This is a genomic window from Nitrosovibrio tenuis, assembly GCF_900109785.1.
Lineage (GTDB): Bacteria > Pseudomonadota > Gammaproteobacteria > Burkholderiales > Nitrosomonadaceae > Nitrosospira > Nitrosospira tenuis_A.
Genome location: NZ_FOBH01000003.1, coordinates 368,606 through 394,219 on the forward strand (window position 1 = coordinate 368,606; position 25,614 = coordinate 394,219).

The 25,614-nt window shown below is 52.1% G+C and carries 22 protein-coding genes; 12 read left to right on the plus strand and 10 right to left on the minus strand.

The window, feature by feature from the left end; all coding sequences use genetic code 11:
• Positions 1–40 precede the first annotated feature (40 nt).
• The 3 genes from argF to BMX00_RS06460 all read left to right on the plus strand — a co-directional run bounded on the left by argF (position 41) and on the right by BMX00_RS06460 (position 2,870).
• Positions 41–961, plus strand: coding sequence for an ornithine carbamoyltransferase (argF, locus tag BMX00_RS06450; RefSeq protein ID WP_090828166.1), 921 nt, complete (start codon positions 41–43; stop codon positions 959–961).
• 57 nt (positions 962–1,018) lie between these two features.
• Positions 1,019–2,263, plus strand: a complete 1,245-nt coding sequence (locus tag BMX00_RS06455; protein WP_090828167.1) for an argininosuccinate synthase — start codon at positions 1,019–1,021, stop codon at positions 2,261–2,263.
• A 121-nt stretch (positions 2,264–2,384) separates the two neighbouring features.
• A complete protein-coding gene (locus BMX00_RS06460) occupies positions 2,385–2,870 on the plus strand; it encodes a YajQ family cyclic di-GMP-binding protein (protein ID WP_090828168.1) in 486 nt (161 codons plus the stop codon).
• 94 nt (positions 2,871–2,964) lie between these two features.
• Here BMX00_RS06460 and BMX00_RS06465 read toward each other — a convergent pair whose 3' ends face one another.
• The 6 genes from BMX00_RS06465 to BMX00_RS06490 all read right to left on the minus strand — a co-directional run bounded on the left by BMX00_RS06465 (position 2,965) and on the right by BMX00_RS06490 (position 6,916).
• The gene (locus tag BMX00_RS06465) at positions 2,965–3,669 is read right to left on the minus strand and encodes a type 1 glutamine amidotransferase (RefSeq protein WP_090828242.1); all 705 of its coding nucleotides are present in this window, start codon (positions 3,667–3,669) and stop codon (positions 2,965–2,967) included.
• A gap of 187 nt (positions 3,670–3,856) precedes the next feature.
• Entirely contained in the window at positions 3,857–4,453 is a 597-nt protein-coding gene (locus tag BMX00_RS06470) for a FecR domain-containing protein (protein WP_245727823.1), read from the minus strand.
• Positions 4,454–4,529: 76 nt separating this feature from the next.
• Entirely contained in the window at positions 4,530–4,952 is a 423-nt protein-coding gene (locus BMX00_RS06475; RefSeq protein WP_090828169.1) for an ExbD/TolR family protein, read from the minus strand.
• Positions 4,952–5,704, minus strand: a complete 753-nt coding sequence (locus BMX00_RS06480; protein WP_090828170.1) for a MotA/TolQ/ExbB proton channel family protein — start codon at positions 5,702–5,704, stop codon at positions 4,952–4,954. Before BMX00_RS06480 ends, BMX00_RS06475 begins: the two co-directional genes overlap by 1 nt.
• A 4-nt stretch (positions 5,705–5,708) precedes the next feature.
• Positions 5,709–6,350 carry an energy transducer TonB gene (locus tag BMX00_RS06485; RefSeq protein ID WP_090828244.1) on the minus strand — a complete coding sequence of 214 codons (642 nt, stop codon included), beginning with the start codon at positions 6,348–6,350 and terminating at the stop codon, positions 5,709–5,711.
• Between the two features lie 5 nt (positions 6,351–6,355).
• The gene (locus BMX00_RS06490; RefSeq protein WP_245727825.1) at positions 6,356–6,916 is read right to left on the minus strand and encodes a TlpA family protein disulfide reductase; all 561 of its coding nucleotides are present in this window, start codon (positions 6,914–6,916) and stop codon (positions 6,356–6,358) included.
• Positions 6,917–7,620: 704 nt separating this feature from the next.
• Here BMX00_RS06490 and BMX00_RS06495 point away from each other — a divergent pair.
• The 4 genes from BMX00_RS06495 (at position 7,621) to BMX00_RS06510 (ending at position 9,456) form a co-directional block, all read left to right on the plus strand.
• On the plus strand, positions 7,621–8,193 hold the full coding sequence (locus BMX00_RS06495) for an RNA polymerase sigma factor (protein ID WP_090828171.1): 573 nt from the start codon (positions 7,621–7,623) through the stop codon (positions 8,191–8,193).
• Positions 8,190–8,555: a DUF3619 family protein gene (locus tag BMX00_RS06500; RefSeq protein ID WP_090828172.1), complete on the plus strand. Its 366-nt coding sequence runs from the start codon at positions 8,190–8,192 to the stop codon at positions 8,553–8,555. The genes BMX00_RS06495 and BMX00_RS06500 overlap by 4 nt, the downstream gene beginning before the upstream one ends.
• Entirely contained in the window at positions 8,537–8,926 is a 390-nt protein-coding gene (locus BMX00_RS06505; protein WP_245727827.1) for a DUF3106 domain-containing protein, read from the plus strand. The genes BMX00_RS06500 and BMX00_RS06505 overlap by 19 nt, the downstream gene beginning before the upstream one ends.
• Before the next feature lie 113 nt (positions 8,927–9,039).
• Positions 9,040–9,456, plus strand: a complete 417-nt coding sequence (locus BMX00_RS06510) for an RDD family protein (protein WP_090828173.1) — start codon at positions 9,040–9,042, stop codon at positions 9,454–9,456.
• Between the two features lie 105 nt (positions 9,457–9,561).
• Here the strand turns inward: BMX00_RS06510 and tldD are convergent, their stop codons facing one another.
• The 3 genes from tldD to BMX00_RS06530 all read right to left on the minus strand — a co-directional run bounded on the left by tldD (position 9,562) and on the right by BMX00_RS06530 (position 16,006).
• On the minus strand, positions 9,562–11,022 hold the full coding sequence (tldD, locus tag BMX00_RS06515; RefSeq protein ID WP_090828174.1) for a metalloprotease TldD: 1,461 nt from the start codon (positions 11,020–11,022) through the stop codon (positions 9,562–9,564).
• Positions 11,023–11,055: 33 nt separating this feature from the next.
• Positions 11,056–11,931 carry a carbon-nitrogen hydrolase family protein gene (locus tag BMX00_RS06520; RefSeq protein WP_090828247.1) on the minus strand — a complete coding sequence of 292 codons (876 nt, stop codon included), beginning with the start codon at positions 11,929–11,931 and terminating at the stop codon, positions 11,056–11,058.
• A 250-nt stretch (positions 11,932–12,181) separates the two neighbouring features.
• Positions 12,182–16,006 (minus strand): YhdP family protein, encoded by a 3,825-nt coding sequence (locus BMX00_RS06530; protein ID WP_245727829.1) that lies wholly within the window; start codon positions 16,004–16,006, stop codon positions 12,182–12,184.
• Between the two features lie 308 nt (positions 16,007–16,314).
• Here BMX00_RS06530 and glnE point away from each other — a divergent pair, with 308 nt between their 5' ends.
• From glnE to BMX00_RS06555, 5 genes are all read left to right on the plus strand, one after another.
• On the plus strand, positions 16,315–19,143 hold the full coding sequence (gene glnE / locus BMX00_RS06535) for a bifunctional [glutamate--ammonia ligase]-adenylyl-L-tyrosine phosphorylase/[glutamate--ammonia-ligase] adenylyltransferase (protein WP_090828248.1): 2,829 nt from the start codon (positions 16,315–16,317) through the stop codon (positions 19,141–19,143).
• Between the two features lie 162 nt (positions 19,144–19,305).
• A complete protein-coding gene (locus tag BMX00_RS06540; RefSeq protein ID WP_090828177.1) occupies positions 19,306–20,226 on the plus strand; it encodes a branched-chain amino acid transaminase in 921 nt (306 codons plus the stop codon).
• A 30-nt stretch (positions 20,227–20,256) separates the two neighbouring features.
• A complete protein-coding gene (locus tag BMX00_RS06545) occupies positions 20,257–20,463 on the plus strand; it encodes a zinc-finger domain-containing protein (RefSeq protein WP_090828178.1) in 207 nt (68 codons plus the stop codon).
• A gap of 184 nt (positions 20,464–20,647) precedes the next feature.
• Positions 20,648–22,024: a phosphomannomutase/phosphoglucomutase gene (locus BMX00_RS06550; protein WP_090828179.1), complete on the plus strand. Its 1,377-nt coding sequence runs from the start codon at positions 20,648–20,650 to the stop codon at positions 22,022–22,024.
• Positions 22,025–22,197: 173 nt separating this feature from the next.
• Positions 22,198–22,686, plus strand: a complete 489-nt coding sequence (locus BMX00_RS06555; RefSeq protein ID WP_281245895.1) for a low molecular weight protein-tyrosine-phosphatase — start codon at positions 22,198–22,200, stop codon at positions 22,684–22,686.
• Positions 22,687–22,780: 94 nt separating this feature from the next.
• On the opposite strand, the gene BMX00_RS06560 is transcribed toward BMX00_RS06555, so the two are convergent.
• A complete protein-coding gene (locus BMX00_RS06560) occupies positions 22,781–25,510 on the minus strand; it encodes an Rne/Rng family ribonuclease (RefSeq protein ID WP_090828181.1) in 2,730 nt (909 codons plus the stop codon).
• Between the last annotated feature and the right edge of the window lie 104 nt (positions 25,511–25,614).

Below are 25,614 nucleotides of genomic sequence, written 5' to 3' on the forward strand. Positions count from 1 at the left end.
TTTGTAGAAGCGGGCTCATCGATCGTTAGTTCACGAATTTATGCAAATCAAGCATTTTTTACAGTTTAACGATTTTTGCCGGGAGGAATTCGAGTATCTATTCGAGCGCACGCGCTGGATCAAACATGAGTTCAAGCACTACCGGCGCTATTGGCCATTGGAAGACCGCACCCTGGCAATGATTTTCGATAAACATTCAACGCGTACGCGATTGTCGTTTGAAGCGGGCATGCACCAACTGGGGGGCGCGGCGATCTATCTCTCGACACGGGATACTCAACTGGGGCGTGGCGAACCTGTGGAAGATGCGGCCCGTGTCATTTCCCGAATGGTGGATATAGTCATGATTCGTACTTATGAACATGACATTATCAGGCGTTTCGCTGCCCATTCACGGGTCCCTGTGATCAATGGATTGACCGACGAATACCACCCCTGCCAGATCATGGGTGATATTTTTACCTTTATTGAGCAACGCGGGGACATCTCAGGCAAGACCATCGCCTGGATAGGCGATTCGAACAACGTTTGCAATACCTGGCTCCAGGCGGCCGAAGTGTTCGATTTCAACGTCCACGTCTCAACGCCGCCCGGTTATGAAGTCGAGCCGGAACGTGCCGGACTTTATGGCACCGATCATTATGAGGAATTTTCCGATCCGCATGACGCGGTGAAGGACGCAGATCTCGTTACTACCGATGTTTGGACCAGTATGGGCTTCGAATCGGAAACCGAGGAGCGAAAAAAACATTTTGCCAATTTTCGGGTTGATCCGGAAATGATGGCTTGTGCCAAGGCGGATACGCTGTTCATGCACTGCCTGCCCGCTCATCGGGGGGAAGAAGTGGCAGCGGAGGTCATTGATGGTCCGCAATCGATCGTATGGGAAGAAGCCGAGAACCGGCTGCATACACAGAAGGCGCTTATCGAATATTTATTGTTGGGAAAGATAAGAGCATAAAACGTAAAGCTATATCCCAAAGTACGCAGTTCATGCATTTTTATCAATGAGTCAAACATGAGAAAAGCAAAAAAAGCCGATGGCGCTGAAGTCAAGAAAGTCGTTCTGGCATTTTCCGGCGGCTTGGATACCTCCGTCATTCTGAAATGGTTACAGGATACTTACCAGTGTGAGATCGTCACTTTCACCGCGGACATTGGTCAGGGGGAGGAAGTCGAGCCGGCGCGCGCCAAGGCCCGGCAGTTGGGAGTGAAGGAAATCTTCATCGAAGATCTGCGCGAAGAATTCGTACGCGATTTTGTTTTTCCCATGTTTCGTGCCAATACCATTTATGAAGGCGAATATCTGCTGGGTACCAGTATCGCACGTCCGCTGATTGCCAAACGCCAGATCGAGATCGCCCGAAAAACTAAAGCAGATGCGGTCGCACATGGGGCCACTGGCAAGGGCAATGATCAGGTGCGCTTTGAGCTTGGCTATTACGCGTTGCAACCCGATATACGGGTCATTGCGCCATGGCGTGAGTGGGATCTTACTTCCCGGGAAAAGCTCCTGAAATACGCGGAACAGCATGGCATTCCGGTGGAAATGAAGAAAAAGGGCGGTTCACCTTATAGCATGGATGCCAATCTGCTGCATATTTCCTACGAGGGGCGCATCCTGGAAGACCCTGCGCAGGAACCTGAAGAATCAATGTGGCGATGGAGCGTTTCCCCGGAAAAGGCACCCGACCAGGCGGAATACCTCGATCTTGAATTCAAGCAGGGTGACATTGTGGCCCTGAACGGAAAGAAACTTCCACCCGCTCGCGTTCTCGCCAAGCTCAATCAGTTGGGCGGCAGGCATGGGGTGGGACGTCTCGATCTTGTCGAGAACCGCTATGTGGGCATGAAATCCAGGGGATGTTACGAGACGCCTGGTGGCGCGATCATGTTGCGCGCTCACCGGGCAATCGAATCCATCACGCTCGACCGGGAAGTGGCTCACCTGAAGGATGAGTGGATGCCGCGTTATGCCGAGCTGATTTACAACGGTTATTGGTGGAGCCCCGAGCGCAGGATGATGCAGACGATGATTGACGCATCCCAGGCGCATGTGAACGGCTGGGTACGCGTGAAACTCTACAAAGGCAACGTTATTGTGGTCGGGCGTGATTCAAAAACAGATTCGCTGTTCGATCCTCACATTGCCACCTTTGAGGACGACAAAGGCGCGTATAACCAGGCTGATGCGGAAGGATTCATCAAGCTGAATGCGCTACGGATGCGTATTGCCGCCAACTTGAAAAAGCGAAATAAATAGCGCTAACGAGATAGAGGTGTCCTTTAGTCCAAGTTAGTCCAAGTTAATCCAAGTTAGTCCAGGTTAGTCCAGGTTAGTCCAAGTTGATCCAGGCTAGACCAAGTGATTCAGGAGAGTGCCCATGCCGTCATTCGACATCGTTTCGGAAGTGGATAAACAAGAAGTCAGAAATGCGGTTGACCAGGTAAACAAGGAAGTCAACACGCGCTTTGATTTCAAAGGATCGGATGCGCGCGTGGAGCAGGCGGATTACATCCTGACCGTTTTTGCAGATGATGAATTCAAGCTGGGCCAAATACTGGACATCCTCATGGTCAAGCTTGCCAAGCGTAACGTTGACGTACGATGCCTGGACAAGGGGCAAGTAGAAAAAATCAGCGGAAACAAGGTCAAACAACAGGTCACGATTAAAACAGGGGTTGAAAGCGAGTTGGCAAAGAAGATTATCAGGCTCATCAAGGATAGCAAACTCAAGGTTCAGGGCGGCATACAGGGGGACGCGGTGCGCGTTTCCGGGGCGAAGCGCGATACTTTACAGGAAGCCATACAGCTGGTTAAAAAATCCATCACCGAATTTCCGCTCCAGTTCCAGAATTTTCGGGACTGACTCGCAGCCTCTAGTCTGCGACGGACGCCTCATCAGCCGGGTTTCAAATAAGAACCCCTCGTCTTTTCAGCGGAAGCGGGAAGACAGGAGTCTTTCAACTCTCTAGTCCGGAAATCCATTTCTCGTACAAGCGACCAGCAACCTTGTTCAATGCCGGCACTCGCTCGGCTAAATTCGCCTGTATCGCCTCCACGGACTGTACCGATGGACCAAGGTTCGTGGCGATTTCTTCAGCCCCGATAGCGCACCAGGTTCTCACCATTTCATCCGTCATCTCGACGTGGCATTGCAGCGCCAAATGGATGTCCAGCGCGAACGCCTGATTTTTGCAATAAGGGCTGGAAAGCAGATGGGTTGCGTCTTCTGGAATAGTGAAGACCTCGCCATGCCAATGAAAGGCATTGAAGTTTAAAAACTCGCCGAACCATGTGCGCGCGATGGGATTACCGGCGACACTGACTTCACCCCAGCCGATTTCCCTGACTGGACCGTTACTTACAGTTCCTCCCAACGCCTTCGCCATCAATTGGCCACCGAGACAATGACCCAGCACCGGAACATTGTTCACCACCGCCTGACGGATCAATTCAAGCGCTGGCGCGATCCACGGCAAATCGTCATTTACGCTCATGGGTCCACCCATGAACACCAGTCCGCTGAATGGATCGAGGGTTGAAGGCACTTCCTCGCCCGCATCGATTTTGACGAGCTGCCATGGAATGGAATGGAGATCAAGAAAGGTGGCGAAATAACCCGGACCTTCAATGGGAAAATGCCTAAAGATTGCCACCGGTTTCATGCGTCTTACCTTCCAGATTAACTTTTTGTAATAGGCTTGGGAACGCACTTTGCTTCCGGCAATACCGCAGCTAAAAAACAAATGCTGAGCCAGGGCATCGGAAATCAGAAGGTACGCATGGGACCGAGCAGCTGTGTGCAGAATGATCCATAGGCACGGGACTGTGGCAGCGTAGGAAGGTGATACGCTATTTATTGACTCGCCAGGGAGCCACCTCTGCTTCGGCAATCATTTTATGCCCGGTGACGCGCGTGCCGTCAAAATCCGCCCGCTCACGCGAGCTGACCAGATACGTTCCAGCCTCCACCTGAATTTCAACCTGCCCCTCGGCCACCGCGACGCTGCCGCCGTCTGCCTGCTTCCTGATACTGAAACGTGTGCCGATATCCTTGATGTACGTTGTACCTACCTTCACTTGCAGTTTGTCGGCGCTTTTACTTTTGATGTCAAAGTAAGCATTTCCCCGCAGCAATTCGATTCGTGGAGGCTCGGTATTGGTGACAGTAACGGTGCTGTCGGTATCAAGGCTGATGTCGATGTCCGGTGTTGCCGTTATGGTCAGGCGCTGTCCCGGTATCGTTTGGTGAAGCCGGGTCGCCGTCGGCTTCGCGATGAACCATGACGCGAAGCCTAAAGACACGGCCGCAACGACTATGGAACAATGCACAAAAAAACGCGACCAACTGAAGGCGTGCGTTTTCGATGTGCTGGGGGGAGTGGGAGTTTTGGGTGAATGCATCGGCATGCGAAAGCGTAAGCGATACACAATCAGACCATCAGGCATTCATCAGGTTTCCGCAGGCGATCAATTTCCGGTGAGGAAAACTAAAGTCGCGTCGCTACAGAGCGCTACATAATGGCTACTGTTGGGAAGGATCGGTAACAAATCCAATTTTTACGAGCCCGGCTTTTGCCGCAATCGACATGGCGCGCGCCACATATTCATAATGAACATGTTTATCGGCGCGTATATGAAGCTCGATGTCCGGGTTTTCCTTTACGGATGCGGCAAAGCGCGGCGCCAACTGGTCCATGGTGACCGGTTCGCCATTCCAGTAAAGGCTGGCGTCATCGCGAAGGGCGAACTCGATATGATCCGGCTGAGTGATGTTCGGGCTGCTTGCTGCCTTTGGCAGATCGATTTTAACCGAGTGCGTAAGCAAAGGGGCCGTAATGATGAATATCACCAGCAGCACCAGCATGACATCGACCAGCGGCACTACATTGATTTCAGCCGTCGGGGTCTGACGATTATTGCCGCTATCCATGCTGCCGAATGCCATTATGATCTCCTTTCGCTCGGGGTGATCACCGGGGAAACGACCCGAAGTGCCCGTTCATCCCCAGCCGAGCTATTCGTTTTGGACCCAACGGCCACCAACACAAAGAGATCATGTGCAAAGGCGTCCAGGCGAGCCAGCCAGATGCGGTTGCGGCGTACAAACGTGTTATAGGCCAACACTGCGGGTATGGCCACGGCCAATCCGAGCGCCGTCATGATCAGGGCTTCACCCACCGGGCCTGCAACTTTGTCCAGGGTGCCCTGCCCGGAGAGGCCGATTTGAACCAGCGCATGATAAATGCCCCACACCGTACCAAACAGGCCTATATAAGGAGCAGCCGAACCAGCTGAGGCTATCACCGTGAGACCATTTTCAACCCGGGTAGCCTCTTGGTCGAGGCCGTTGCGCAGGACGCGTGTAATGAACTCGCTTGCCCCGCCGGCTGCGGCAAGTTTCTGTAAACCATGTTTTTCAGAGTCCGCTGCAGCATTCATAGCCAGTCGCGCAAGCTGTGCAAACGCATTATCGTCAGCGCCTTCCTTTAGCGTCGAGTTTACTTCCTGCAACGAGTTTGCGCTCCAGAAACGCTTGAGAAAAGCGTCCGCCCGCCGTCCTGCCAGAAAATTGTTAAGACCCTTGGTGAGTATGAGGTACCAGCTTGCCACCGAGAGTGCGAGCAGTAATGCCAGTACAGCGGTACCCACTCCATCGAGCTGAGTCAGGAAATGTGAGAATCCGAGGCCTTGTTCCATGAGATCAATCTCCTTGCAGTACAAAATTGAAGGGTTGCAGTGCAACGGCTCGCACCGGCTGGCCATTACGTACGGGCGGATTGCAGCGCCAGGTCTTCACCGCAGCCATCGCGGCTTCGTCAAGACGTTTGAAACCACTGCTATTTATGACCTGTGCTACATTAACGCGACCTTTTTCATCCAGTTCCACCCGTAGCATCAGCTTGCCTTCTTCGCCAAGCCGCCGCGAAAGGGCTGGGTAAGCAGGCGCGTTTAATTCAGGGCAGGCAACGGATAACTCGGAGGAAAGCGTAATAGGCCCCGCTGGCATCTGTGCGGGGGGCGGTTCCGCCACTGCGACGGGTTCCGGCTCCGGTTCAGGCTGAGGCGGTAGTGCGACCGGCTCGCTTTCGGATATCGCCGGCGTTTCAGCAACCAACTGACGCGACTGAGGTTTTTTAACCGGTTGAGATTTGGGTGGTACAGGAGGTTCAGGTTTGGGCTCTTCCTTCGGTCTGGCTGCCGGGATAAAATTGACCAGTAGCGTTTCCAACTGCTTCGGCGGAGCTATGAATTGCTGCTTGAGCAGGAAATAGAATAGCGCGCCATGGGCCGCAATGACAAACATGAGGCCGGGCAGGAAGGTAGGATTACGCTTGATTATCATTTCCATTAACTTCCCGGTCCGGAAACAATATTCCGAGCCAGCCAGTCTTCAAAAAATTTCCTGTTGACCAGGCCGGTCTTGACCTCGCGTTGATGCTTACGATCGTAAAAATAGGTCCGTGGCACCTCGCCATACCAGCGACCATCGATTTCCATACGCAAACGCTCGGGTACATCCTCTGCGAAAACCCATTGCTCAACCTTGCTCATCCCGTAGCTTTCCATCCGGGATGCCAATTGCGGGATATCGCTTACTGTATCGGTCGCGATCAGCACCACATCAAGTTTGGGATGGCTGCGCTTGAGCTCGCTTAGCGTTTTCAGCTCGGTCGGACAATATTGGCATTCAAGCGACCACAAAACCAGAATGAAAGGTTTGCCCTCGCGGGACCCCAGAACCTGGGCAAGACTCCCTAGCGTAAAAGGACGAATGCTTTCTGCCGCAATGGTAGTGTTTATACACCCCAGCATCAGCATAAAAAATAAGCAGCGGGCAACCACGTCCGTCATGCCAAACTGGCCGAACACGCGTGTCCTTGTGGTAATAGCGTTGATAATAAGCTGCATTGCGCGGTTGTTTCTCAATAAGTCTCTTAACGAAGATTTTGCCGAATACCGGATCTGCAGGGGCGTGCCTTGAGGATACTGAACACTAGTAATTGTAAATCTAATTAAGAATCACTCGCATTAGAATTTTAGCACTAACCGTCATATATATATAGTATTGTTTAGCACTTTTTTATAACGAAGTCGGATCGGGCGGGGAGAAAATGCCTCGACCGCTTACCGTGGTATCTGCGCGGTACACTTGTGTTGCCACGCCCGCAACTTTCGGGGGGGAAGGCGTTGCCGTGTTCCGGGCGGCTCCCTGGCCGGGTCCTCAAAGAACTGAAAGACCATAATAGTAGAGGGGAAAAACGATTCATACAATGCGACAAATTGTCGCAGGCGAAGGGATCTGGAAATATAATTCGGATCTCGAAATATAATTTCAGGGGATGACTCGAATTCAAGCGTTTGGTTCTCACCAATCAATACCCGGGATACAGGCAGGCTCATATTGTTTACTGATCCGTGGCGCAATTGGTCGACTTGCCCTTGCAAGTTTTATTTGCGAACCTTCTTTAATTCCCCTTGACGTTTGGTTGCGCCGCTGCCGCTGCTAGCAAGCTATTCCGGCGAATCAACAAAATTTGTTAATATTGCTGGGCTGAGAAAATTCATCACGTCTGGTCCTCTATCAAAGTTGTCGCTTTCTATAGGCAATTGTCCTGGCTACCCAACAGGAACTTTCCAATTTTCTGATTGAAACCGAACGGCGTGCCTATAAACAGGCATTGTTCGCGGTGCGCGATGAACATTTAGCGCTCGATATTGTTCAGGATTCCATGACGAAACTTGTCGAGAAATATGCTGCCAGGCCACCGGAAGAATGGCCCCTCTTGTTTCAGCGCATTCTGCAAAATACTATACGGGATTTCTATCGACGGCAGAAAACCCGATCTTTATGGACTACCTTGTTTTCATCGTTCACGCCCGCCCACCCGGAGAGCGAAAATGAAGAATACGATCCACTGGAAACTTTACAGGCGGAAGGTGCGTCGAATTTCCATAGCCCGCATAAGCAATTAGAACAATCACAACTTATCAATCTGATCGAGAAAGCTATTGAGGCCCTTCCCCCGCGTCAACGGGAGGCCTTCCTGCTGCGTTACTGGGAGGAAATGGACGTCACCGAAACTGCAAGGATTATGGGATGTTCCGAGGGAAGCGTGAAAACGCACTGCTCGCGCGCAACCCATACCCTTGCTATAGCATTGAAAAAAGAAGGAATTGACTTATGAGCGAATCGGAATTTGAACGGAAGGTTGCGCAACTGCTGGATCGTGGCCTGGACGACATGAAGCAAAGCACGTTAAACCGGCTACAATTGGCGCGCAGAGCTTCCCTTGAACATTATCAGGTGGCGGAAGCGCTAGTGAGCGTTGGCCAGGGCGCTTCCGCGCATGGACATGATTGGCACTTCGGAACCCGCAAGCTGCTATCCCTGATAGCCTTGCTATTTGCTATCGCGAGTGCGACCTACTGGCAGACTCTTCAGCAGGGTGATGAGAACGAGGAAATCGATATAATGCTTCTCGTTGATGAACTGCCCGTAAACGCCTATCTCGACAATGAGTTCGATGCATGGCTAGACGGTTCGTAACAGTAGCGCTCTATCTATGCTTGGCACTATCCGCTCATGCTTCGGCTGAAGCCCCTCAGCCATCATGGGAGCAGTTGAAGCCTCAGCAAAGAGAAGTCCTGGCTCCGCTTGCGCAAGAGTGGAACAATATGGACGCTGCAAAAAGAAAAAAATGGCTGGGCATTGCCAAACGGTATCCAGGGATGACAGCTTCCGAACAACACCGCACGCAATTGCAGATGCGGGATTGGTATTCGCTCACTCCCGAGCAGCGCGAAATAGTACGTGAAAAATATAAGACGATAAAAAAATTGCCCCCAGACAAACGTGATGAAATAAAGCAGAAATGGCGCGAATATGGGCAAAAGTATGAAGCCCAGAGTGGGCAGTAGACGGTCATGAATATGTGCCAGAGGTTGCTCGGCTCTCTGTTGTTCGGCCCCGTCGAGTTATTTTCAAACGGAAAAGTGCTTCAATTGATTACCAGCCGGGTTTTGGTAATCTGATGAAAGCGTTCGCACCTGGATTCTGGCGGATGATGCTTAGCATGATTTATGAATCGCTGATCTTGGTCGCAGTTCTGTTTATTGCCAGTTTTATCTTTCACCTCGTGTTCCGGGACACAAGTTCTGTTTTTTTTCGCCCCGCGTTTCAGCTTTATCTCCTCGTCGTTGCAGGTATCTATTTCACCTGGTTCTGGACCCATGGCGGACAAACGCTGCCAATGCAAACCTGGAAACTTCGCGTGACCAGTGCTGGTGGCCAGCGCATTTATTTGAAGCAGGCGCTTGCCCGCTATTTATTTGCAGTGATCGGTATTTTCTTGCTTGGCTGCGGATTTCTCTGGGCATTGTTCGACCGCGATGGCCTATTCCTGCATGACAGGCTGGCGGGCACCAAAGTCGTGAATGTTAAGGTATGAAAATTCAAAAGAAAGGGCCGCTCGACGCGGCCCCAATAATAAAATGCTGACTCTGATAAAACGCTGACTCTGACTTATTCACGTTCTCCAGGATTCGGCGGTTCCCTACGCGGTTCCCCCTACCGTTAACCCATCTATGCGGAGGGTCGGCTGGCCAACTCCTACCGGCACACTCTGACCTTCTTTTCCGCAAGTGCCCACGCCGGGGTCGAGTGACATATCATTGCCAATCATTGACACCCGCGTCAGTACATCGGGGCCGTTTCCAATCAGAGTGGCGCCTTTTACTGGATAAGAAATTTTTCCATTTTCGATCATATAAGCTTCAGCAGCGGAAAAGACGAATTTTCCACTGGTAATATCCACTTGGCCGCCACCAAAGTTCACTGCATACAAGCCATGCTTCACTGAAGCAATGATTTCTTCGGGACTCTTGTCGCCATTTAACATATAGGTGTTGGTCATGCGCGGCATTGGTATATGGGCAAAGGATTCACGTCTTGCGTTGCCCGTTACCGGCACATTCATCAGCCGTGCGTTCAGACTATCCTGCAAATAACCCTTGAGCACGCCATTTTCAATCAATACTGTACACTGTGTGGGATTTCCCTCGTCATCGATATTGAGCGAACCGCGCCGCCGTGCAAGCGTGCCATCATCCACTACCGTTACGCCTTCAGCCGCCACGCGCTCCCCGACGCGGCCCGAAAATGCAGAGCTGCCTTTGCGGTTAAAATCCCCTTCCAGCCCATGCCCGATGGCCTCATGCAGTAGAATTCCCGGCCAACCGGCGCCCAGTACAACTGTCATGGTGCCGGCCGGCGCTGGTTTTGCCGAGAGGTTGATGACGGCCTGATGCACTGCCTTTGCGGCGTAATCGCGTAAAACGTCATCAGTGAAATATGCATAATCGAAGCGTCCGCCTCCCCCCGCCATGCCTTGCTCGCGATTACCGTTCTCCTCCGCAATGACTTGCAATGAAACTCTCACCAGAGGCCGCACATCAGCTGCCACGAGCCCATCGCTGCGCGCGACCAGAACGACCTCATATTCTCCGGCAAGAGAGGCCATGACCTGGATAACGCGCTTGTCAAGAGCGCGGGCATAGCCTTCAAGTTTTTCAAGCAGCGCAACCTTCTCGGTATCTTTAAGGCTGGCAATGGGATCGTGGGGCAAATAAAGTTCGCGACCTTTGCTGCGCCTGGCCGCCTGGACCGGTTGTGTTATGCCGTGGCGGGCAATGGCACGCGTGGCATGCGCCGCGGAGACCAGCGCTGGCATGCTGATGTCATCAGAATAAGCGAATGCGGTCTTGTCGCCGCTTACCGCGCGCACTCCCACACCTTGCTCGATGTTGAAGCTCCCGGATTTGACGATGCCTTCCTCCAGAGCCCAGCCTTCGGCGCGGTTATATTGAAAATAGATGTCGGCATATTCGATCCGGTGTGCAAGTATTTGCCCGAACACATGCTGTAACCCGGTCGTATCAATCTCATACGGCGCTAATAGACAGCGGTTGGCCGTGGCGAAGAGATCGTTAGGCTGGATGATTTGTTCTGTAATCATAATATTTAGGTCGAGAAAAGTGACGGTTAAGACTCAACAGTGACGCAGGATTCGATGATTCAATGCTGGCAAGCTATCGCGCAAGCTGGCTTGATATTCAGGATTTATGTCCGCGATTACCACTCCGGATCCACTTGGAAGCCGGTCGAGCACAATTCCCCACGGATCCACAATCATGCTGTCGCCATGAGTTTCACGCCCATTAAGATGATGACCAGCCTGAGCGGGCGCCACCACATACGCGAGATTTTCAATAGCGCGGGCACGGATCAGCGTTTCCCAGTGTGCCTTGCCGGTGGTCGCGGTAAATGCGGCAGGGGCGAAAATGATGTCCACCCTTCCCATGGAACGGTAAAGCTCGGGAAAACGCAAGTCGTAGCAAATGGACAGACCAATGCGCCCAAAAGGCGATTCCAGTGAAACCACGCCGCAGCCTGCCTCAATGGTTTCTTCCTCGGCATAGCGTTCATCGCCAAGCTCCAGGCCGAACAAATGTATTTTGTCATAGCGCGCAACCTGCTGGCCTTGATCGTCATACACGAGGCAACTATTCCTCACCTTGTCCGGCCTTGAAGATGCCAGTGGAACCGAACCCCCAATCAGCCAGATGCCGAGGCATTTGGCTGTATCGCTGAGGAATTCCTGTATGGGTCCATACTTATTCTGTTCGCGCGCGGCTACTCTATCAGCATCTCTCATTCCCATTAAACAAAAATATTCTGGAAGCGCCGCCAGTCTCGCTCCTTGAGAGGCGGCCATTTCGAGCAGCCGCCGGGCTTCTTCCAGGTTACGAGGAATATCCGGGCCTGCAGTCATTTGAATGGCAGCGACACGGATAGAGCCGTTTACTGGGGCATTTTGCGTGTCTGCCGATGCGGCCGGGGCATGATTGATTGAGTTACCTCGCATAATTAGCATTCCTGATTTTCATGAGTACGGCATCCGCGCCGGGGTATCGGGATCCTGATCTGCAGAGAATCAGTAACCTGAAGCGCCATGTAACAATAAATTTCAAAGCTGAATAGAAGTAGACCCCAAGGTTTGCGTTTTTGTTCTCGCTTTTGCTTGATCTCCGCAAGCAGTGCGCTCAAGCCGAAAGTTTTACCCAAATTCATGGATGCAGGTTGTGGCCGGTCTCGCGGTATCATGAATCAGTGGATTATTGTTCCTGTCCCGCCGAGTCTTTTCTATTTTCCGATGTTTTAGTTACCACCGGATCAGCCCAGGTACCGGTAATATTATATTCATTGGACGTAGTGGCATTTTGCAATGTCTTGCTTACAATCATGGAGGCGACACCCACCACGGGGGTAGCCAATCCGAGTGAAGGCGTGACCAGCATTTGCAGGTTTTGAGTTTCTGCTTCCAGATTTATTTCCCCCTTCATGATGACCTTTGCAGCGGGCCCTTCGATTTTCAGGTCGTCGGTAACTGCTATGCCCCGGGCAATTTTAATGTCGCCAGAGATGTCGTTAAAGCCGAAGCCCTCACTGAAAACATCATGAAAATCCAAGGTAATCCTTCTTGGCAGCGTCCTCAAATCAAAAATGCCGAATAGCCTACCAATCCCTGGCTCAAATTTAGGAAATTGCCCTCGCCTGGCGTTTATTTTAAAGCTGCCGGACAGCGTGGGATAATCTAGTGATTGCGGGCTGCCATACCACGACAATGAGCCCTCCAGCCTGCCGCTGCCGCGTTTGACGCGATCAGGATGGCCGAGACGCGCAAGAAATTTCCCGATATCATTTGATTCCAGCGTAAGAGCGGCTTGTACGCGAGGAGGTGTAGCCTGATTTTGCCACACTCCTTTTACGGCGATGGAGCTGTCAGGATTGGATATATGCAGTTTTTCGATGCGCCAATTCCTTGCATGGGGACTTGCTATCAGTTCCAACTGACCTAATTGCTTCTCACCGAAGACAAAATTATCTGCCATCACGTCCAGTGCAGGCAGGTCTTTTTCCTGCTGCCGCGTTTGCGTGGCAATGCCTGGCTTGGGGGAAGCAGAGGGAATTATCAACCTGTTCAATCGTGCCACGACTCTGCCATTGGCCGACGGGTCCCACATAATATTACCGTTAATTTCTTCAGCAATGACGCCGCAATACCATGATCCATTCTCCTTGCTGGCATTCAGCGTGACATCATTGAGCCGTCTCCCCAGAAAGTCGAGTGCTCCCACCTGGACATTGATACCGGTCAAACCGGGTGAAGACTCGACTTCAGGATTGAGCTGCTTGAGAAAGCCGAGCCACTGATCCAGATCGAGTAGTGGCAGCGTGCCACCTACGGTTAGGCCCGCCTTTGCGGACGAAGGCATCGTTGCTGTGCCGAAATTTACTACACCGCGCTCCATGCGGTAATTGCCCGCATCGGTTTGGAAACGCTTGAATCTTGCAGCGATCCGTCCGTCATAGCTCAGGGTTACCTCATCTCTGCCCGGGCCCATTGCTTTTCTCTCAACACGCGTGAGGACGACGTCCGCGGCGGTCTTGGAAAATGGTTCGGGAAAATTCGAGGTAATACCCTGAAGTGATGATTCGATGGACATGTTTACCAGCTTGTCGCGCATGCGAACGGATGCTCGCCAGGTGGTACTGCCGCGCAAATACCGTTTCCATAATTGTAAGGAATCGGCGTTCCTGCTCGGCGTCTGTTCATTCAGGTTATCGAGGTTAATCTTGCCAGCGGCGGAAAGATGAAAACTTCCATCCGGCGTGTCAGCGGAGTTGATGACCAACGGTCCACCGAGGAGCCGGCCGGTCAAATTTTCTATCCTGATCTTCGAATCTCCAAAAGCCAGGATGCCATTGATGTTGTTCAGGCTAGGCATGCCTGGGCCGGGATCAAGTTGATTATCGATGAACTCATAGTTTCCCGCCAGCCTGGGAGGCCCGGCGTCAGACAAAGGGATATCAAGCTTCAATAGCAGCCTGCCGTTTCCTGCAATTTTTATATTATCCTGAAGAACCATACCGTAGTCATCGCCCGCATATTTGGCGGCGACCTTCAGGAATTGCTGAGTAGCGCCATCTGCTTCAATCTGGCCTCGCAGTACTGCCTCGGGGGCAGCCATGTCCGCGATGTGCAACTTGACCTTGCTTAATTGAGTGCCGAAGGTATCTGCGCTGGACACGTCAAACTCAATACGGCTGCCGTGCAACTGTAAATTCCCCGAGATGTTTTCTATTTTAGGCCAGCCCGGAAGGTTATCCAGTGCGACGCCCGATGCTTTCGCTTGTACCTTGAAAATGGATGTGCCATCACGGGAGAAAGGAAGTTCAGCTGGATTTCCCTTGAGATGGAGCCGGATATCGGTAAATTTTCCCTCAAGCACCGACTTCTCAAACCATTCTCTGGAAGAACCCCCGATTCCACTTGGGATATGATCCGCCAGATAGCGTGCGTCCGCATGGGTCAGATGACCGACGAGATCGATTTTGTCGGGAACATTCGGTTCTTTATGGTAAGTTCCATACGCTAACCCGGCGGCATGGCTATTGGAAAAATAAATATTGCTGAACTTGAATGCGACAGACTTGTCTGGGGACAGGCTCCAGCTTGCCTGGCCGGTAAGGGTGTTCAGCATCAGCGGTTCATGGAGGGCATCAGGAACTTCAAGTTTGATGTGTTCAGAGTTGAGATTCAGCGAGCCCCCTTTTTCGGTAACATCCATGTTTCCCGTAATACCGCTGAATGACGGCAGATATTGAGATTTTCTCATACTTAGATTGGTAAATTTCCCTCTTGCATTGAAGTGCAGAGGTGTTGACCATTCACCATTCCAGTGGGCGCGCATAGATTGTATTTCTCCACGCGGCGATACTGCGCTGAGTTGCTCGCGCAAAGGTTGGTTGATTGGCAGGTATTCCGCCAAATCCCCAAGGATTTTTAAATCCAGGCTATCGACGCTCAATTTTCCGCTACCAGCCTTCTCACCATGGGTTGGCATAATCTGCAGCGAAAAACTGACCGGCTCCAATTCCCGTTTTCCGCGAATCGCGGTAAGCAATTTTCGCGCATACCAATTAGCGCCCTCACTCTTTTCGTCATTTGTTTTTTGCCATCCGACTCTACCCTTCAATCGGGTGAGGTCCAATTCCGGCAGGTTTTCCGCCAGCTGGGCTTTGACATCTTGCAAGCGCATGTCAGCCGTCATTTTTTTGATATCCGTCCCATCTATTCCCACCCACATACGCAGGGCCCCGATTCCGCGGCGTAAGTTGATTTGCTGGGGGACCGGTAACCAGGCGTACCAGGCTGCGATATCCGCGTGGCCGATTTGGACAAACAGCCGGCCACGCCATTGTTCAGGAACGCTTAGCGAGTCGCCGGTAAAATCCCCCCTCATATCCATCTGTGCGGCGAGCCCGGCAGCAGGAATGGCGCGTATGCCGAAGCGATGGTGATTTTCGTGGTTTTCAAGGCGCAGGTTGACCAGCAGTTCCAGCTCTGGCGCAGCCCGCAGGTCGTCGTGCCACAGAATACTGGCGTTATTGATCGTAACGCGCCTTTGGCGCAATAGCCAGTCGGAAAAGCCGTTCTCGTTTTCAGTCACCTTCGGGTCAAGAGCAAAACCCGCGACATGGATCACGCCCTTGGTATCGCGCCGCACGACCAGATCGGGGCGTTCGATCTCCATTTCTCGAAAATGAAAATTACCGTGTAATATCGAGCGCCATGAGAGCGTACCCTTCAGTCGGTGCAACAGCAGGGTTGTATTACCTTCCTTATCATGCACCCGAATCATGCCCAGCATCATGTGGGGACGAAAGCCATCCCAGTTCGCGCTAATTTCTCCTATGGTGACATATTGCCCAGAGGCGTCGCTGATCGCAGATGCGATGTTTTCGCGATATCGTTCGATATCCGGTAACAACCAGTAGCGGAGCGACAACAGCAGCAGAGAAAAACATGCTGCAAGGAAAATCAAAGCCCATGTAAACCATCGGGCGAAAGTACTGCCTCGGTGTGCAAGCGACAAAATTACTGATAAGTTCAATAAAGAGTTCCAGTTTTATACTTGGGATGATTTGGTTTTCCCGTGATAGGACACGATGCAAGCGTAAAATAGCCTTGATGGGAATAAGGTAGGCAGCAAAGTTTAGGGGTTTCCTAAACGAATCTCCTCTTGAGGAGTTCGCTGATTTTCAGAGTCCGGGCGCCTGAGCAAAAAGTTTTTAGATACCGCCCGCTGTACTTCGTTCCGGGAACAGTACAGAACAGGTAAGGATGCGTGCATGCCTTCGAAAGAGCAGTTCTTCGATCTATTTTAACTCCGAATTCTTAACCATGCATGAACATACTTCTGCGGAAGAAATTATCCGCTCGATTCTGCCGTTCAGCCGTTATGTGCAACGTTTGCTGGAAAGCGAACCTGAATTATCGGCTGAGCTGGGGCAGAACTTGCATCGTCCGTTGCTTAGAGAGGAAATGGAGGCCTTTCTGAGCGCAAACGCCCTTGCCTCAACAGATGAGGCAGGCCTGCAGGCTGTGCTACGCAGACTGCGTAAAAAAGCAATGCTGCGCCTGGCGACACGAGATCTGGGGGGATTGGCAAGCCTCGCCGAGGTTATGGGAACCATGACCGATCTGGCCGAAGTCAGTATCGGTTTCGCTCTGGATCGCCAGAAGATGTGGCTCACCGATCAACGCCGCTACGGCTGGCCTACCGGTGCCGTGAGTAAATCTCCGCAGGAAATGCTGGTAATCGCCATGGGCAAGTTGGGGGGATGTGAACTCAACGTATCATCGGATGTGGACCTGATTTTCGTCTATCCGGAAGACGGTGAGACCAGCGGATACCGATCCATAGCAAACCATGATTTTTTTGTGCGACTTGGACGAAGACTGATTGCAAGCCTCAACGAGATGACGCCGGATGGATATGTTTTTCGGGTGGATATGCGGCTGCGTCCCTATGGTGAAAGCGGTCCGCTGGTCATGAGCTTCGCTATGCTGGAAGAGTATTTTTTGACTCAGGGGCGTGAGTGGGAACGCTATGCCTGGATCAAGAGCCGGGCAATAACTGGTCCTGATGCGGAGGCATCTGAGCTGATGGAAATAACGCGGCCGTTTATATATCGAAAGTATCTTGACTTTGGTGCCTATGAGTCCATGCGTGGCCTCCATTCGCAAATCCGGCAGGAGGTCAAGCGCAGGGAAATCTACCAAAATATCAAGCTGGGGCCAGGGGGCATCCGCGAGGTCGAATTTATCGCGCAGGTATTTCAACTGATCCGCGGCGGGCGCGATCCCGACCTGCGCATCCGTTCCACGCTGGCTGTATTGCAGCGTCTGGGGGAGAAACAGCAGTTATCGCATGAAGCAGTGGCGGAACTTTCGGACGCTTACCGTTTTCTTCGCACTCTTGAGCATCGCTTGCAGTATCTGGACGACCAACAAACTCAGATGTTGCCGGAAAACCCTACGGATCAGGTATTGATAGCGACCGCTATGGGTTTTGCTACCTATGCCGGTTTTTTGCACCAGCTCGATAGTCACCGCCGTAATATCACCCGGTACTTTGAACATATTTTCGCTACTCCGCAGGAATCCCAAACGCTGGATGCGTTCGCATGGTTGGGGCAAGCGAAATCGCAGGAGGGACCCCAGGATGGGATAGAAGCCGAAGCCACGGCCGCACAACTGATCAGGATGGGATATTCCAGCCCGCAAAAAATTATCCAGCGCCTGCAGGATTTTTACGCCGGCACCCGTTATCGGCAGCTGCCCGAATCGAGCAAAAAACGTATCGATGCGCTCGTCCCCGCTCTGATTGAAGCGGCGGCCAAATTCCCGGCTGCGGACGTTACCCTGGAGCATTTACTGCAATTACTGGAAAGCATAAGCCGGCGGGCAGCCTATCTGGCGTTATTGCGAGAGCATCCTCAAGCGCTGGAAAGGATGGCGAAGCTTGCCAGCACAAGTCAATGGGCCAGCGAATATCTGAGCAGTCACCCCATCTTGCTGGATGAATTGCTTAACCCCAGCGATTTCCAGAGCATGCCGGACTGGTCTCGCGCAAGGGCAAGGCTGACCCAGGAGCTGGATGAGGCCGGCGGCCCCGGTGGTAAGGATATTGAGCAGCAAATGGATGTGCTGCGGCATTTTCACCATGCTCAGGTATTTCAGTTGCTGGCACGGGATGTGGAAGGGCTGTTGCCACTCGAAACATTGAGCGACCACCTGACTGACTTGGCCGATCTGATACTGGACCGGGTACGCCACCTTGCCTGGTCGGGGTTGAGGCGCAAGCACCGGCATGAGCCTGCGTTCGCCATTATAGGCTACGGGAAATTGGGCGGGAAGGAATTAGGTTATGCGTCTGATCTTGACATCATTTTTCTTTATGACGACGTCCATCCCGATGCACCGGAGATATATGCAAGACTGAGCCAGCGCATCAACTCTTGGCTTACCAGCTACACTTCGGCCGGAGTGTTATACGAAACCGATCTGCGACTGCGCCCCAATGGCAGCAGCGGTTTGCTGGTGAGTTCCATCGAGGCCTTTGATCAATACCAGCGAAATCAGGCTTGGGTCTGGGAGCATCAGGCGTTAACGCGGGCTCGTTTCGTGGCGGGAGATAGACACGTGGGAGACGCATTCGAGAGGACGCGTAAAGATGTCCTCTGCCAGCGGCGCGATTTGCCCCGCCTGAAACAAGAGGTTTTGATGATGCGGCAAAAAATGCTTGAAGCTCATCCTAACTCTAGCGGACTATTCGATGTAAAGCATGACCGTGGTGGCATCATTGATGTTGAATTCATCGTGCAGTATCTGATCCTGGGCCATGCATGCAATTATCCGGAATTGACACATAATATAGGCAACATCGCGCTACTGAAGCTTTCTGCAAAATTGGGCCTTGTTCATGGTGAAATCGCGGAACGGGCGCTCAACGCTTACAGGGAATTCCGGCGCATCCAACATCGGTTAAGATTGAGTGGCGATTCGGAGGTGACAGGTATCCCGCCCACGCAGGGCAAATTGCAAAAATTTGCGCGAATCGAAGCAGATTATCTGCGAAGCGGCATTACCGCTGTGATGCAATTATGGGATGAGGTATTTGGTGTACAAACTGGTGTACAAGCCTACCAATCTGAATCCGGCAATTGATTGCTTGGGATCGGGCGGCAGGCATTGGGAGGAGTGAGAAATCACAATTCTCGTCTTTTATCCTTTTGGTCACGGCCAGCCCTGTAGGCGCGGAGAACGTTTAATTTTTCGCATGGAAATTTGCTAGAATAAGCGGTTTAAATTCTCTCCGGGGTGTTCTAAATGTCAATGGCTGACCGCGACGGGGTGATCTGGAGCGATGGAAAAATAATTCCGTGGCGCGAGGCAACCACCCATGTGCTTACCCATACTCTGCATTATGGGCTCGGAGTTTTTGAAGGGCTGCGGGCCTATCGGACGCCTCGGGGTCCCGCTATTTTTCGTCTTCAGGACCATACCGACCGCTTGTTCAATTCGGCGCATATCTTCATGATGAGAATGCCTTATGACAAGGATACGCTGATGCAAGCGCAATGCGATATGGTTAAGCAGAACAAGCTTGACTCCTGTTATATCCGGCCGATTGCGTTTTACGGTTCGGAAGCCATGGGTATTTCGGCAACAACGCTTTCGGTGCATATGGCCATCGCAGCCTGGCCATGGGGCGCCTACCTGGGGTCGGAGGGATTGGAAAAAGGAATTCGAGTTAAGACATCCTCATTCTCGCGTCATCATGTCAATGTCAACATGTGCCGCGCCAAGTCGGTCACCACCTACGCCAATTCGATTCTGGCTCATCAGGAAGTTGCCCATGATGGCTATGATGAAGCACTGCTATTAGACGTTGACGGGTATGTGGCGGAGGGGGCGGGCGAAAATATATTCATAATCAAGCACGGCAAGCTTTATACGCCGGACATGACGTCCTGTCTGGAAGGGATTACCCGCGCTTCCATCATAGAACTCGCGGGAGAGATCGGCGTCCCGGTAATAGAGAAGCGAATCACTCGTGACGAGGTCTATTGTGCTGACGAGGCTTTTTTCACCGGTACGGCAGCGGAGGTTACGCCGATTCGAGAGCTCGATAATCGGCGCATCGGCAACGGCGAGCGCGGTCCGATTACTGCGAGACTGCAGGCCATGTTTTTTGACTGTGTGAGCGGCAAGGCTGAGAAACACGCCTCCTGGCTCACCTATGTCTGATTTGATGGGGTACATTTGAGGAACCAGCCGATGCAGAACCAAGCTACCGATAACAAGAGTCGCCAAATCGAAGTCAGCAGTGACGATTTGCCGTTACATTGTCCCATGCCATCGATGTTATTGTGGAATTCGCACCCGAAAGTTTACCTTCCAATAGAAAATACGGGCGAGGCTATGTGTCCATACTGCGGTACGCGCTACATACTCAAGGGCGGCGCGATGGTTGGGCATCACTAAACAGAACAATTATAATCGGGGCAATCAAGAGCTTTCCAAGACATCCCAAAAACAACCCCATGTCCATCTTGACGCAGCTTTCAGCGCTTACTTGGGTGGGAATAGGGTGGGAATAGGATGGGAATGCGCAAAGCCCTCGTTGAGTTATTGTTAAGCATCTCTATATTCATTCTCATACTTTCTCATGCGCAAGCCACCTCAGGAAATTTTCAAGGCCTACGATATCCGGGGCATATTTGGGAAAACGCTGACTGTTGAAATTGTTGAGGCCATTGGTCACGCGATCGGTACGGAAGCACGGGTTCGTGGGATCCAATCGGTTGCGATAGGGCGCGACGGCAGATTATCGGGTCCGGAACTGGCACTGGCACTGGCGAAGGGTTTACAGAAAAGCGGCATTGATGTGATAGATGTCGGTGTGGTCGCTACACCCATGCTCTATTTTGCAGCCCATACACTATGTGAATACTCCGGTGTAATGGTTACAGGCAGCCATAATCCGCCGGAATACAATGGCCTTAAAATGGTGCTGGGCGGTGAAACGCTTGCGGCGGAGGCAATCCAGAGCTTGCGTCTGCGTATCGAAAATAATGACCTTGCGTATGGTAACGGCAGTTATCGCAAGCACGACATTGCTGAAAGATACCTCCAGCGCATAACCAGCGATATCAGGCTGGCACGTCCGATGAAAATCGCAGTCGATTGCGGTAACGGTGTTCCGGGCATGTATGCGCCAACCTTATATCGCAGACTGGGGTGCGAGGTCCTCGAACTTTATTGCGATGTCGATGGCAATTTTCCGAATCATCATCCCGACCCGTCAGTACCTGAAAACCTACAAGATCTGATTCACGCAGTGAAAACTACGGACGCTGAAATCGGTCTGGCTTTTGACGGTGACGGGGATCGCGTAGGCGTAGTCACGAAGAATGGCGCCATTATTTATCCCGATCGACAGTTAATGCTCTTCGCTGCCGATGTGTTATCCAGAAATCCAGGCGGCCGGATAATTTTTGATGTGAAATGTACGCGCAATCTGGCGCCTTGGATCGAGCGGCACGGCGGTGAGCCCATCATGTGGAAAACCGGACATTCATTTATCAAGGGTAAGTTGAAGGAAACCGGTGCGCTGCTGGCTGGCGAGATGAGCGGTCACATTTTTTTTAAAGAGCGCTGGTACGGATTCGATGACGGACTTTACGCAGGTGCGCGCCTGCTCGAACTACTCAGTCCGAAAAAGGATATCGATGGCGTTCTGCATGCCATTCCTGATGCGATCAGTACACCCGAGTTGCAGATCAGGTTGAAAGAGGGCGAAAATTACGCATTGATCGCGCAATTACAGCAAAATGCCCATTTTGATAACCCTGAACGCATTATTACCACTGATGGGTTGAGGGTGGAATATAAGGAGGGTTTCGGTTTGGCCCGCTCATCCAATACAATGCCGGTGATCGTGCTGCGTTTTGAGGCGGACAACGAAGCCGCACTGAAGCATATACAGCGAGACTTCAGCAGAGTTATCCTGCAGGCGAAACCGGATGCGGTCCTGCCATATTAGATGCTTTAGACCCTTCCTGCCCTCTGCCCTATTTGGCACCTCTTCAATATGCACGGCCGGGAGGGATTATAAGATTCAAGATATTCAACGTACTCAAGGTACTTGAGGCTTTGCCTTAACCCTGGCGAGGCGAACGCTGGTCTGCAGATGACGTAACTTGGAATAAAGCGAAATTGGAAGAAAATATCAAAACAAGTGTTTTGTTTGTTTGCATGGGCAACATCTGCCGTTCACCTACTGCAGAGGCGGTGTTTAGGCATCAAGTCCAGGCCGCTGGTCTTGAGAAAGAGATTTACGTCGATTCGGCGGGGACACATGACTATCACGTTGGCGCACCTCCCGATGAAAGGGCTCAGAAAGCCGCAATGAGGCGAGGCTATGACACAGAGGGGTTGCGTGCCCGGCGCGTACATGAAAAGGATTTCGAGGTTTTCCATTATATATTGGCAATGGATAAGCCGAACCTGAAGATACTTGAAGAGGAATGCCCGCCTCAATACAGCCACAAGCTAGGCTTATTCATGCAGTACAGCAATAATTTCGAAGGAGTGAAAGAAGTACCTGATCCTTATTTCGGAGGGCATCAAGGTTTTGAGCATGTGCTGAATTTGGTGGAAGCGGCCGGAAAGGGGTTGCTTGATCACATTCGAAACAGAAGATAACTATATTTTGTAAAATAAACTAGAGCAGGAACAAGAAGCGGGGTCAATAAGAAGCCGGGCCCAATCGCCCCGCTTTGTTTTGCAAAGAACAATTTTACTTATGAGTTTCGATTTGTACCATTGGTTCGTCGTGCTCTACCACTGGCACAGGCGCTGGTCGTTTTCGCCGTTGCGGTAATATCGATTCTGCTCCAGCCTCGGTGTCACTTGGCTTTATCCTTTCGGGAAGAGTCTCAACCATTACCAGTCCAGTTACCGCCAGGTCGGGTACCTCGATTCCAGCCGATGGCTGAGGTTGTTGAACGTCCTGATGCTGACTTGCGGGCAGTAAGTCCCCTGACTCCTCATCTGTTCCTGAAACTTCCACTTGGGCAGTTATTGTCGTGGCGGGAACAGGGGAGGAAATCAATTTTTCAGAGGTTATTTCCTCACTAAGCAGATGAGCAGGCAAATCAGCAGGCAGCTGAGCAGACAGCGCACTGCTTGCGGCTTCCGGCACTTCGGATGCTGCGGCTGGTCTCATCGGCGCCGCTGATGGCAAGACTTCATGCGCATGCAATAACTCGGAAGGGGCGGCAGCACCCGATTCCGGAGTCACCTCTGCTGTTTGAGGGGAGGAAGTCAGAACAAGAGCCGGCGTCTCTTGTATCAAAGCCGGAACAGGTTCTGCTACGGCACTTTGCACATTTTTTTCTTCATGCATTAGCTCGCTCGTTGTTTGCTGCGGATGGGGTTGTTTCGCATCCATTTGTTTATTTTCACGCAAAGCACGCTCTGGGCGGTCGCCTCGTTCACGCTGCCTTCCACCACGGCGCCGCCGGCGCGAGCCATCCTCTTGATGAGGAATTTCTTCAGTCCCAGGCTGTTCTCCCTCCCCTGGTAATTTGACTTCAGCCCTGATTTTTCCATCGCGCGATGCACGCGACTGCTTTTTTGGAGCGGTTCGTTCGCTCTGAGGCTTGGGTTCACCACGCTTTTCCAAACGTTGAGGTGAAGCTTCTGCATGAGCTAGCCCACCGCTCGCTTCGGTGCTCCGCTCGGCGCGATCACCCCGGTCGCGCCGGGGGCGTCCGCGCTCAGACCGGGCGGGGTGGCTCGCGGCCTGTTCCGGCTGCGCCTTTTCTTCACCTCCCATTTGCTTGAACCAGCCAAATATTCTGTCCAGAAAGGATGTCGGCTCAGGTTGCTGATACGCCTTTTGCTCACGTATCGGGGCAGGTTGTGATGGGGTAATGCCTCGTACAGCGGCTTGTTGGCGCACCGGTTTGACTTCCGGCCCCACTGATGGAAGAGCGGCTTCTTCTGCTGGTTTTTCAACCCTTTGATAGCTGGCTTGAACTTCCGCCAGCTTCACGTCGTCGTGACGCAAACGATTGATGCTGTAGTTTGGCGTTTCGAAATAAACATTAGGGATCAATACCACATTGACCTTTAACCGCGCTTCGATGGCATGAATTTCAGCGCGTTTTTCATTTAACAAATATGTCGCGACATCAACAGGCAGTTGGACGTGGAGCACGGCGGTGTTCTCCTTCATTGCCTCCTCCTGAATGATCCTGAGGATGTGCAAGGCCGAAGAATCGGTGCCACGAATATGGCCGGTGCCGTGGCAACGCGGGCAGGAAATATAACTGCTTTCACCCAAAGACGGCCGCAAGCGCTGGCGCGATAATTCCAGTAAGCCGAAACGGGAAATCTTGCCCATTTGTACGCGCGCCCGATCGTAACGTAATGAGTCATGCAGCCGATTCTCCACCTCACGCTGGTTGCGGGCGATTTCCATGTCGATAAAATCAATCACTACGAGCCCGCCCAAATCACGCAAACGGAGTTGCCGCGCAATTTCATCGGCCGCTTCCAGATTGGTGTTGAGAGCTGTTTGCTCGATATCGGAACCCCGGGTGGCTCGCGCGGAATTCACATCGACCGACACCAGGGCTTCGGTATGATCGATAACAATGGCGCCGCCTGAAGGCAATGTAACTTGGCGTGAATAAGCCGTTTCGATCTGGTGCTCGATCTGAAAACGGGAAAATAACGGTACATCGTCGCGATAGAGCTTGACGCGGCCCACATTGGCCGGCATGACATGACTCATGAACTGGCACGCCTGCTCGTAGATACTTTCCGTATCGATCAGGATTTCGCCAATCTCCTGATGAAAGTAATCACGTATGGCGCGTATGACCAGACTGCTTTCCTGATAAATCAGGAAAGCGCCACTTTGGCTGTTGGAAGCGTCCTCGATTGCACGCCACAGCTGTAGAAGATAATTCAGATCCCACTGCAACTCTTCTTCACTGCGGCCTATCCCAGCGGTGCGCGCGATGATGCTCATGCCGGCAGGAATACTGAGCTGTGCCATGATGTCGCGCAGTTCCGCGCGGTCCTCACCCTCTATGCGACGCGACACACCTCCGCCGCGGGGGTTGTTGGGCATCAGAACCAGATAGCGACCGGCCAGCGATATATAGGTTGTGAGCGCCGCGCCCTTGGTCCCGCGTTCATCCTTGTCCACCTGGACAATAAGCTCCTGGCCCTCACGAAGCGCATCTTGAATGCGCGCCCGGGCCGGATCTGAGCTTTCGCGGAAATAAGAACGGGAAATCTCCTTGAAGGGGAGGAAACCATGGCGTTCACCGCCATACTCAATAAAAGCCGCTTCAAGGCTGGGCTCAATCCGGGTAATTACACCTTTATAGATGTTGCCCTTGCGTTGTTCCTTGCCGGACGATTCAATGTCGAGATCAATAAGCTTTTGACCATCGACAATAGCGACACGCAGTTCTTCCGGCTGTGTCGCATTAAATAGCATGCGTTTCATTTTATGCCTCCCGCGCTCTGGTCACGGGCAGACAGCCTACGCACGAGGAAACATATCCCAGCGCGTATACGAGAACTTTTTAGTCAGGCAACTTGATCATGGTA